The organism is Aquimarina sp. 433, assembly GCF_054054605.1.
Genome location: NZ_JBSWZK010000010.1, coordinates 168,326 through 180,206 on the forward strand (window position 1 = coordinate 168,326; position 11,881 = coordinate 180,206).

The window sequence follows — 11,881 nt, forward strand, 5'->3', positions numbered from 1 at the left end:
TTAAATTTTAAAAACAGTTTCATTAACAAGCTCATACTCTTCGCCGCTTTCCGAACAGATAGCTTTATTCCCATCCTTAAAATCCAACTTACAACCATATTCGCTCATCCATCCAGTTTGTTTTGCTGGATTCCCTACCATAAGTGCATATGCTTTCACTTCTTTAGTAATAACAGATCCAGCGCCAACGAATGCATATTTCCCAATATTATTTCCACAGACAATAGTAGCATTTGCCCCTATAGAGGCTCCTTCTCCCACATGGGTTTTTATATACACTCCTCTTCTATTTATTGCACTTCTCGGATTAATAACGTTTGTAAAAACGCAGGAAGGACCTAAAAAAACATAATCATCACAAGTAACTCCCGTGTAAACAGAAACATTATTCTGGATTTTTACGTAATTACCTATTCTTACCTCTGGTGAAATAACAACATTTTGACCGATATTACAATTATTGCCGATTATAGAACCCGACATAATATGTGAAAAATGCCATATTTTCGTATCATTTCCAATAATACACCCGTTATCTATAACAGCTGTTTCATTAGCGTAGTAGTTTTTACTCATTTTTAGAATTTAATTATTGAAAGGAAATTAATTTCCTAATGTATTCTAAATATAATTCTTCCTAAATATAAAATAAATCATTCGAATATTGTTTATAATACAAACTATGGTTGATCTGTTCCTCTTCTATAAATTTAAATCAATTGATTGTTACATAATTGTCCTATACTATAGTTCAAATAAAAATTTTTATCTCAATCTTCTTAAAAAAAGATATAAAAACAACTATATTTAAGCCTGTCAATATCATTAAAATTGGTACTAATATTAATAAATTACCTTACCTATTAATAATTTTGACAAATGAACAACCTACCTTATCCATATTAAGTTTCAAAGCAAAATGTTTAAAAATTTCACCTCTAAAGCGTTTGAAATAAAAATTTTAGCATTAATTCTTATTGCTACCGTTTTAATCTATAGTAATCATTTTGACAATCCATTCATCTTCGATGATACGCACACCATAGAAAGTAATAATTCTATAAGAAGTCTAGATAATTGGATTTCTTTTTTCAAAGATGCCAACACCTTTAGTTCTTTACCTGCTAACAGGGCTTACCGACCAATGATCACATTGATGAATGCCATTGATTATAATCTTGCAGGAGAACTAAATCCAAGATTTTTTCATTACCACATCTTTTTTTGGTTTATAGTACTAATAATTCTGGTTTTTCTATTATGCAAACATCTTTATAAAATATCTCTACCTACAAATAGATATTTAGGTATTGCAGCACTTATTTCATCAGCTTGGTTTGCATTCCATACTGGTAATGCCGAAACTATCAACTATATATGTGCGCGTTCAGACTCATTTTCTACGTTATGTATTGTAGCTTCACTTTTACTTTATATTCATCCTTTTGGCAGAAAATGGTATCTCTACATTATTACAATGATTATTGGTATATGGACAAAACAAACTGGAGTAATGTTCATCCCTATATTGTTTACTTATATTCTTCTTTTCGAAGAACATTCCATGATAACGGATTTTAGATCAAATACCAAAACCAAAATATTTCGTTTTCTCAAAAAAGCTTTACCTGCAGGAATTATTGGCTCGTCTTTATTTATTTTAAATCAATATTATTTAACTCCAGAATCTACTGCTTCCACCAATTTTTCCGTTACACGATTTGAGTATATAAGTACTCAATGGTATGTGATTAAACATTATTTAAGTAATTTCTTGCTTCCAATTAATCTAAGTGCTGATCCTGATATAGCTATTATAAAACCATGGTACAGCTTTAAGATACTCTCGGGCTTAATCATTATTATTGGGATGTTGGTTGTCATGATAAAGACGTCTTTAAAAAAAGAACTAAGACCCATATCATTTGGGATAGCCTGGTTTTTTATTGCTTTACTACCAACTACATTAAACCCGCTTTTCCAAATAGCTAATGATCATAGAATGTTTTTTCCATTTATTGGTTTGTTTATTGCAATTCCTTATAGTGCTTTAATATTGGCTAAAAATCAAAAGGAAATTCATAAAAAACACCTATTCTATATAATTCCAATTATATTTCTAATCCTCATAGGTCATGGATATGGGACCATACAAAGAAATGAGGTTTGGAGTTCTCATGAATCACTTTGGCTGGATGTTGTTGTAAAAAGCCCAAAAAATGGCAGGGGTCAAATGAATTATGGCTTAACACAAATGGAAAAAGGTAATTATGATGTCGCTTTGAATTATTTTGAAAAAGCTAATTTATTAAGTCCAAATTACTATATTTTGCATGTTAATTTAGCTATTCTATATTCTGCTAAAAAAAACCTTCAAAAAGCTGAATATTATTTCGATTCGGCAATAAAGTTAAATTCAAGTTCACCTTCTCCTCATTATTTCTTTGCAAAATATCTTTTTGATCAAAAAAGATACCTAGAAGCGAAAAAACAGGCACAAATTGCCCTTCAAAAAAGCCCTAATCATTCACAATCCCAAGATCTTCTTAATAAAATTTCCAAAAATGACATTAAAATAAAACAGGATATCAGCGTATTAAATGCACAAGTAGAAAATTCTAAAGACCCTGCGAAACTTTTAGACATTAGCCTAAAATATTATCAAATACAAGAATATGACTTAGTCATTTCTACTTGCGAAAAAATATTAAAAATCGATCCTAAAAACGCATATGCGTACAATAATATATGCTCTGCTTATAATCAATTACAACAATGGGAACTTGGTGCCAAAGCTTGTAAAAAAGCTATTGAAATTGATCCGAATTACATATTAGCAAAAAACAACTTAAATTGGGCAGAAAGTAATCTAAAACCAGTTAAGATTAATAAAGAATAAAAAAAATAGAATGCTTAATAATAAGACAATAGCCGTAGTAGTGCCATGTTATAATGAATCTCAACAAATCATGATGGTTCTAGATAGCATGCCTTCATTTGTAGATCGAATTATAGTAGTAGATGATGCGTCAAAGGACAATACGGTTGACACAGTGATAAAAAACTTAAAAGGGAATTCTTCCAATCTTAGTTTAATTTCAAACCTAGAAAATAAGATTACACCTAACATCTATAATAGAGCTGATATTGAAGTACAACAAAAAAGTATTGATGAAAGACAAAAATTTACTCCATCGGAGGTTGTAAATAAAAATTCGGAAAATGAAAAAATTATTGTAATCAAGCATCTAGAAAATGGGGGTGTTGGTGCAGCTATTGCTACAGGTTACAAATGGTGTAAAGATCATAATATAGACTGCACCGCAGTAATGGCAGGAGACGGACAAATGGATCCCGCTGAATTGGAATCTATATGCAAACCTGTTGTGGAAGAAGGCATAGATTACGTAAAAGGAAATAGGCTAATTCACAAGAGTGCTTGGGTTATTATTCCTAGAGTACGCTTTTTAGGAAATTCTATCTTAAGTATTCTAACCAAAATTGCTTCAGGTTACTGGGGAGTATCAGATACTCAAAGTGGTTATACTGCAATTTCAAATAATGCACTCAATTCTGTTCCTTTATATGATATCTATAAGCGATATGGAATGCCAAATGATTTATTAGTAAAACTAAATATTGCATTTTGTACAATTAGAGAAGTAAAAATCAAACCAATTTATGGAGTTGGAGAAAAATCCAAGCTAAACATTATTAAAGTATCCTTGCCTATTCTTTTTTTATTAATTAGATGTTTTTTTAAAAGACTACAAACCAAATATTTATACCGTAGCTTTCACCCTCTTTATCTACTATATTGGATTTCTTTCATCATTGGTATCATCAATAGTTATTTCTTTTATCAATTAATCTCTAACTTTTTCGATCCGAATTCAAAAACCCCAACTGACTATTTGATCATATTCATTTTCTTGACTATATCTGGTTTTCAATCACTACTTTTTGCAATGTGGATGGATATTCAGGATAATGAAAGGCTTTCTAAATAACTAGTTGTCTTTTGAAATCCTAAGTTGTTTTAATTGTATAGGTGATAAATAAAACCAGATTGCTCCAGGAAGAAAAGATAATAACTGAAGTAAAAAAATTATTAACGATAAAGCAACTGCATCTTCCGCAGGAAGATTATATAATTGAAAAATTAAAACAAGAGAAGTTTCACGTACTCCAATGCCTAAAATTGTAATGGGAAGCAAACTTAAAACTCCTAAAATAAAAGTTCCTAAAAATAATCCTACATGATCAATACGGATTCCCATAGCCCATGCAACATAATTAAAAACACCATAGATTAAAATCATGCTAACTAATGTAAGAATTAAGCTCAAAAAGCTTTTTTCAACTCCCAAATCATGCGAACTAAAAGCTTCCCACCAAGGCCTTATCTTATTCCTTATATTTTTTCGATTTTTGAAAATAACAAAACTGCAAATAATGGCTAACAAGAGCCAAAAAAGAACTCCCCAATAATTTTTGGGTAAAACCAAAATTTGAAAAACAATTTGATAATAAACAAGTGCGAAAAAGCTAAAAAGTAATAAACAAAACAAATCAAACAATCTATCCATGATAAGACTTGACCATCCTACTTTTTGATTCGGCAACTCATCTTTAATGTATAGTAATCTTCCAAAATCACCCAACTTACCTGGTGTAATATTCCCTAAAAAAATTCCAATAAAAAAAACTCTTAGTCCCTTAAATATTCCGAATTTAATACCATAAGAATTAGAAACTATCTTCCATCTTATGCTTTTTACAAAAAAAGCAATCCAAAAAATTATTAAAGCTACAAGAATATGTAAAAGAGAAATTTTACGAATAGATATAATTGTCTCTTTCCAACCAACTTTATAAATTAGATAAGCTAATAAGAAGAATCCTAAAAACTTAATCCAAAAATTGATAGTAGAAAAAGACTTTTTAATCATTTATAAATTTTCTTTTTGCGCTTCTAAATCCCCAATAAAAACCAAATCCCCATGAATTTTTTCACAGGTATAATTATCCATTTTCATTTCCTGTTCTAGCATCCACTTATAGGGAAAAAATCGCACATGCTCATCTAAGGTATAATAATAAGCTCGCTGACAAGGAACAACTACACATAATGTTTTTTTCGTAACTCTTTTCAACTCAGTAATTGCTCTTTCAAAATCAATGACATGTTCTAATGTATGTGTTGCACAAACAACATCAAAAGAATTATCTTCAAAAGGCAAATTTTCGATGTTAGCTTGATAATAATCACTATGATCAAAAGTTTTTCCCTCAATTATATCGCAGCCAGTTGTAAGAAAACCCTTCTCATTAGCATATTTAAGCAAAAAACCATTTCCACATCCAACATCAAGAAAAGTATCATTATCCGATTTTATATGTTCGAAAACATATTTTAAACATTGCTTCGACATATCAGTCTCTCTACTATTCGAAAAGCGAGTATCTCGGTTAGAGTAAAAATCGGCAAATTCCTTTTCAGACCATTTGAAAATTGTAGCCTTTAAATTCATTACCTTCTTAATATCTCTTCCTTTATAGGCATAATAATAAAATGGAAACATAAAAACTTTAGAATCACGAATAGCCGGAGGAATCCATTCATCCATAAAATACCTAATTACATTTGTAAAACTTCTACTATTCATAGACAATATCTTAATAAAACAACATGAACATTAACGAATGTAACTAAACTTTTTAAAACTTCCCTTTAAAAACAAAAAAGCCTAATCAAATGATTAGGCTTTCGAGCGGGAGACCGGGTTCGAACCGGCGACATTCAGCTTGGAAGGCTGACGCTCTACCAACTGAGCTACTCCCGCTTTCGTGCGACAAATGTATTAGAATTCTTTAAAAATAAAAACTAAAAATAAATATTTTTAATATCTGAAATAATTCCCTTCAATAAACGACTAAAAAAAAGCACTATTATTACTGATTTACAATTACTTGTAAAAAACCAAATTTATCAAAAAAAGGCTTTTTATCGAAAAAAAATGCTTTTTATCGAATAAAAAGTGTATTTTTGTAGTTAAGAAAATATTAATATATTAGCAACTTAACTATTTTAGCGTTGTTAAATAGCTGATTTTAAAAAAGTTAAATTACGTGATAACCCCAACCAAAAAAAGGCAAAACCTTTTTTTAAAAGAAACTTCCTACAGCCTATGAAGGTAAAATTACTTATTCTTATATGTATATTTTCATCATTAGCCCAAGTTCACTCTCAGGTAAAAGTTGGAGATAACCCTGACCAAATAGATGCATCATCTATATTGGAATTAGAAAGCGTAGACAAAGCTTTTATTCTAACCAGAATTACTACTGCTCAAATGAATTCAATAACTCCGTTAAATGGAGCATTGATTTATAATACAGATGATAATTGTATTTTTCAATACAACAATAATAGTTGGACTAGTTTATGTAGCGGAAATGACAATCAGGTTTTAACATTTGATCCAATAACTAATATTCTAACATTAGAAAATGGCGGATCAGTAGATCTTACTTCACTAATCAATGATCCAGACTCCGATCCAACAAATGAAATTCAAATTTTAAGCCAAACAGGGAACACCATTACTCTATCTAATGGTGGTGGAACTATTAATGAAACGATATCTACTCTTGTTGATAATGGTGATGGAACATTCACTTACACTGCAGAAGATGGAACAGTAACTAATATTGGTACTATTGGCGCGCAAGGCCCAACAGGACCGCAAGGACCACAAGGTATTCAAGGTATACAAGGTGAAACTGGTGCACAAGGACCACAAGGTATTCAGGGTATACAAGGAGAAACTGGTGCGCAAGGACCACAAGGACCTCAGGGTGACCAAGGTGTAACGGGTGCGCAAGGACCACAAGGTATTCAAGGTATACAAGGAGAAACTGGTGCGCAAGGACCACAAGGTATTCAAGGTATACAAGGAGAAACCGGTGCACAAGGACCACAAGGTATTCAAGGTATTCAAGGAGAAACTGGTGCGCAAGGACCGCAAGGACCTCAGGGTATACAAGGAGAAACTGGTGCACAAGGACCGCAAGGACCTCAGGGTGACCAAGGTGTTACGGGTGCGCAAGGACCGCAAGGTATTCAAGGTATACAAGGAGAAACTGGTGCGCAAGGACCACAAGGACCTCAGGGTGACCAAGGTGTAACGGGTGCGCAAGGACCACAAGGACCTCAGGGTATACAAGGAGAAACTGGTGCACAAGGACCGCAAGGACCTCAGGGTGACCAAGGTGTAACTGGTGCACAAGGACCACAAGGTATTCAGGGTATACAAGGAGAAACTGGTGCACAAGGACCACAAGGTATTCAAGGTATTCAAGGTATACAAGGAGAAACTGGTGCACAAGGACCACAAGGACCTCAGGGTGACCAAGGTGTAACGGGTGCGCAAGGACCACAAGGTATTCAAGGTATACAAGGAGAAACTGGTGCACAAGGACCGCAAGGACCTCAGGGTGACCAAGGTGTTACGGGTGCGCAAGGACCACAAGGTATTCAAGGTATACAAGGAGAAACCGGTGCACAAGGACCGCAAGGACCTCAGGGTGACCAAGGTGTAACTGGTGCGCAAGGATCACAAGGACCACAAGGTATTCAGGGTATACAAGGAGAAACTGGTGCGCAAGGACCACAAGGTATTCAAGGTATACAAGGAGAAACTGGTGCACAAGGACCGCAAGGACCTCAGGGTGATCAAGGTGTAACGGGTGCCCAAGGACCGCAAGGTATTCAAGGTATACAAGGAGAAACTGGTGCGCAAGGACCACAAGGACCTCAGGGTGACCAAGGTGTAACGGGTGCGCAAGGACCGCAAGGACCTCAGGGTGACCAAGGTGTTACGGGTGCGCAAGGACCACAAGGTATTCAAGGTATACAAGGAGAAACTGGTGCCCAAGGACCACAAGGACCTCAGGGTGACCAAGGTGTAACTGGTGCACAAGGACCACAAGGTATTCAGGGTATACAAGGAGAAACTGGTGCACAAGGACCACAAGGTATTCAAGGTATACAAGGAGAAACTGGGGCGCAAGGACCACAAGGACCTCAGGGTGACCAAGGTGTAACGGGTGCGCAAGGACCACAAGGTATTCAAGGTATACAAGGAGAAACTGGTGCCCAAGGACCACAAGGACCTCAGGGTGACCAAGGTGTTACGGGTGCACAAGGACCACAAGGTATTCAAGGTATACAAGGAGAAACTGGGGCGCAAGGACCACAAGGACCTCAGGGTGATCAAGGTGTAACGGGTGCCCAAGGACCGCAAGGTATTCAAGGTATACAAGGAGAAACTGGTGCGCAAGGACCACAAGGACCTCAGGGTGACCAAGGTGTAACGGGTGCGCAAGGACCGCAAGGACCTCAGGGTGACCAAGGTGTTACGGGTGCGCAAGGACCACAAGGTATTCAAGGTATACAAGGAGAAACTGGTGCCCAAGGACCACAAGGACCTCAGGGTGACCAAGGTGTAACTGGTGCACAAGGACCACAAGGTATTCAGGGTATACAAGGAGAAACTGGTGCACAAGGACCACAAGGTATTCAAGGTATACAAGGAGAAACTGGGGCGCAAGGACCACAAGGACCTCAGGGTGACCAAGGTGTAACGGGTGCGCAAGGACCACAAGGTATTCAAGGTATACAAGGAGAAACTGGTGCGCAAGGACCACAAGGTATTCAAGGTATACAAGGAGAAACTGGTGCACAAGGACCGCAAGGACCTCAGGGTATACAAGGAGAAACTGGTGCACAAGGACCACAAGGTATTCAAGGTATTCAAGGAGAAACTGGTGCGCAAGGACCACAAGGTATTCAAGGTATTCAAGGAGAAACTGGTGCGCAAGGACCGCAAGGTATTCAAGGTATACAAGGAGAAACTGGTGCGCAAGGACCTCAGGGTGACCAAGGTGTTACAGGTGCGCAAGGACCGCAAGGTATACAAGGTATACAAGGAGAAACTGGTGCGCAAGGACCACAAGGACCTCAGGGTGATCAAGGTGTAACGGGTGCCCAAGGACCACAAGGTATTCAAGGTATACAAGGAGAAACTGGTGCACAAGGACCGCAAGGTATTCAAGGTATACAAGGAGAAACCGGAGCACAAGGACCGCAAGGTATTCAAGGTATACAAGGAGAAACCGGAGCCCAAGGACCACAAGGACCTCAGGGTGATCAAGGTGTAACTGGTGCGCAAGGACCACAAGGTATTCAGGGTATACAAGGAGAAACCGGAGCCCAAGGACCACAAGGTATTCAAGGTATACAAGGAGAAACTGGTGCCCAAGGACCACAAGGTATTCAGGGTATACAAGGTGAAACTGGTGCACAAGGACCACAAGGTATTCAAGGTATACAAGGAGAAACTGGTGCGCAAGGACCACAAGGACCTCAGGGTGATCAAGGTGTAACGGGTGCCCAAGGACCGCAAGGTATTCAGGGTATACAAGGAGAAACCGGAGCCCAAGGACCACAAGGTATTCAAGGTATACAAGGAGAAACAGGTGCACAAGGACCTCAGGGTGACCAAGGTGTTACAGGTGCGCAAGGACCGCAAGGTATACAAGGTATACAAGGAGAAACTGGTGCGCAAGGACCACAAGGACCTCAGGGTGATCAAGGTGTAACGGGTGCCCAAGGACCGCAAGGTATTCAGGGTATACAAGGAGAAACCGGTGCACAAGGACCGCAAGGTATTCAAGGTATACAAGGAGAAACCGGAGCCCAAGGACCACAAGGACCTCAGGGTGATCAAGGTGTAACTGGTGCGCAAGGACCACAAGGTATTCAGGGTATACAAGGAGAAACCGGAGCCCAAGGACCACAAGGTATTCAAGGTATTCAAGGTGAAACTGGTGCGCAAGGACCACAAGGTATTCAAGGTATACAAGGAGAAACTGGTGCACAAGGACCACAAGGTATTCAAGGTATACAAGGAGAAACTGGTGCGCAAGGACCACAAGGAACTCAGGGTGACCAAGGTGTAACTGGTGCGCAAGGACCACAAGGTATTCAAGGTATACAAGGAGAAACCGGTGCGCAAGGACCACAAGGTATTCAAGGTGTAACTGGTGCACAAGGACCACAAGGACCGCAGGGTATTCAAGGTATACAAGGAGAAACAGGTGCGCAAGGACCACAAGGTATTCAAGGTATACAAGGAGAAACCGGTGCGCAAGGACCACAAGGACCTCAGGGTATACAAGGAGAAACTGGTGCCCAAGGACCACAAGGACCTCAGGGTATACAAGGAGAAACTGGTGCGCAAGGACCACAAGGTATTCAGGGTATACAAGGAGAAACAGGTGCGCAAGGACCACAAGGTATTCAGGGTATACAAGGAGAAACTGGTGCGCAAGGACCACAAGGTATTCAGGGTATACAAGGTGAAACGGGTGCACAAGGACCACAAGGACCTCAGGGTGACCAAGGTGTTACAGGTGCACAAGGACCACAAGGTATTCAGGGTATACAAGGTGAAACTGGTGCGCAAGGACCACAAGGTATTCAGGGTATACAAGGTGAAACTGGTGCACAAGGACCACAAGGTATTCAAGGTATACAAGGAGAAACCGGAGCCCAAGGACCACAAGGACCTCAGGGTGATCAAGGTGTAACTGGTGCGCAAGGACCACAAGGTATTCAGGGTATACAAGGAGAAACCGGAGCCCAAGGACCACAAGGTATTCAAGGTATACAAGGAGAAACTGGTGCCCAAGGACCACAAGGTATTCAAGGTATACAAGGAGAAACTGGTGCGCAAGGACCTCAGGGTATTCAAGGTATACAAGGAGAAACTGGTGCACAAGGACCGCAAGGACCTCAGGGTGACCAAGGTGTTACGGGTGCGCAAGGACCACAAGGTATACAAGGAGAAACTGGTGCGCAAGGACCGCAAGGACCTCAGGGTGACCAAGGTGTAACGGGTGCGCAAGGACCACAAGGTATACAAGGAGAAACTGGTGCACAAGGACCACAAGGTATTCAAGGTATACAAGGAGAAACTGGTGCACAAGGACCACAAGGTATTCAAGGTATACAAGGAGAAACAGGTGCACAAGGACCACAAGGACCTCAGGGTGACCAAGGTGTAACGGGTGCACAAGGACCGCAAGGTATTCAGGGTATACAAGGAGAAACTGGTGCACAAGGACAGCAAGGACCTCAGGGTGACCAAGGTGTAACGGGTGCGCAAGGACCACAAGGTATTCAAGGTATACAAGGAGAAACAGGTGCACAAGGACCGCAAGGACCTCAGGGTGACCAAGGTGTAACGGGTGCGCAAGGACCACAAGGTATACAAGGAGAAACTGGTGCACAAGGACCTCAGGGTATTCAAGGTATACAAGGAGAAACTGGTGCACAAGGACCGCAAGGTATTCAAGGTATTCAAGGAGAAACAGGTGCACAAGGACCGCAAGGTATTCAAGGTATACAAGGAGAAACAGGTGCACAAGGACCACAAGGACCACAAGGTATACAAGGAGAAACTGGTGCACAAGGACCGCAAGGACCTCAGGGTGACCAAGGTGTAACGGGTGCACAAGGACCGCAAGGTATTCAGGGTATACAAGGAGAAACAGGTGCACAAGGACCACAAGGTATTCAGGGTATACAAGGAGAAACAGGTGCGCAAGGACCACAAGGTATTCAAGGTATTCAAGGAGAAACAGGTGCACAAGGACCACAAGGACCTCAGGGTGACCAAGGTGTAACGGGTGCACAAGGACCGCAAGGTATTCAGGGTATACAAGGAGAAACAGGTGCACAAGGACCACAAGGTATTCAAGGTATACAAGGAGAAACAGGTGCACAAGGACCACAAGGTATTCAAGGTATACA

General features: G+C 39.3%; 6 protein-coding genes and 1 tRNA gene. 3 read left to right on the forward strand and 4 right to left on the reverse strand.

From position 1 onward, the window contains the following. Positions 1-576, reverse strand: coding sequence for an acyltransferase (locus tag ACWNT5_RS19465; RefSeq protein WP_299610312.1), 576 nt, complete (start codon positions 574-576; stop codon positions 1-3). A gap of 343 nt (positions 577-919) precedes the next feature. Here ACWNT5_RS19465 and ACWNT5_RS19470 point away from each other — a divergent pair, with 343 nt between their 5' ends. Both ACWNT5_RS19470 and ACWNT5_RS19475 read left to right on the forward strand, forming a co-directional pair. Next, entirely contained in the window at positions 920-2,899 is a 1,980-nt protein-coding gene (locus ACWNT5_RS19470) for a tetratricopeptide repeat protein (RefSeq protein WP_456518324.1), read from the forward strand. Positions 2,900-2,909: 10 nt separating this feature from the next. After that, complete coding sequence (locus ACWNT5_RS19475) at positions 2,910-4,010, forward strand: glycosyltransferase family 2 protein (RefSeq protein WP_456518325.1); 1,101 nt, start codon at positions 2,910-2,912, stop codon at positions 4,008-4,010. Here the strand turns inward: ACWNT5_RS19475 and ACWNT5_RS19480 are convergent, their stop codons facing one another. The 3 genes from ACWNT5_RS19480 to ACWNT5_RS19490 all read right to left on the reverse strand — a co-directional run bounded on the left by ACWNT5_RS19480 (position 4,011) and on the right by ACWNT5_RS19490 (position 5,846). Further along, positions 4,011-4,952, reverse strand: coding sequence for a lysylphosphatidylglycerol synthase transmembrane domain-containing protein (locus ACWNT5_RS19480; protein ID WP_456518326.1), 942 nt, complete (start codon positions 4,950-4,952; stop codon positions 4,011-4,013). Further along, a complete protein-coding gene (locus tag ACWNT5_RS19485) occupies positions 4,953-5,669 on the reverse strand; it encodes a class I SAM-dependent methyltransferase (protein ID WP_456518327.1) in 717 nt (238 codons plus the stop codon). A gap of 104 nt (positions 5,670-5,773) precedes the next feature. Then, positions 5,774-5,846 (reverse strand) — tRNA-Gly (locus ACWNT5_RS19490). Between the two features lie 345 nt (positions 5,847-6,191). On the opposite strand from ACWNT5_RS19490, the gene ACWNT5_RS19495 reads away from it, so the two are divergent. After that, positions 6,192-11,881 (forward strand): hypothetical protein (locus ACWNT5_RS19495; RefSeq protein ID WP_456518328.1); only part of this gene is annotated, 5,690 nt, incomplete at its 3' end.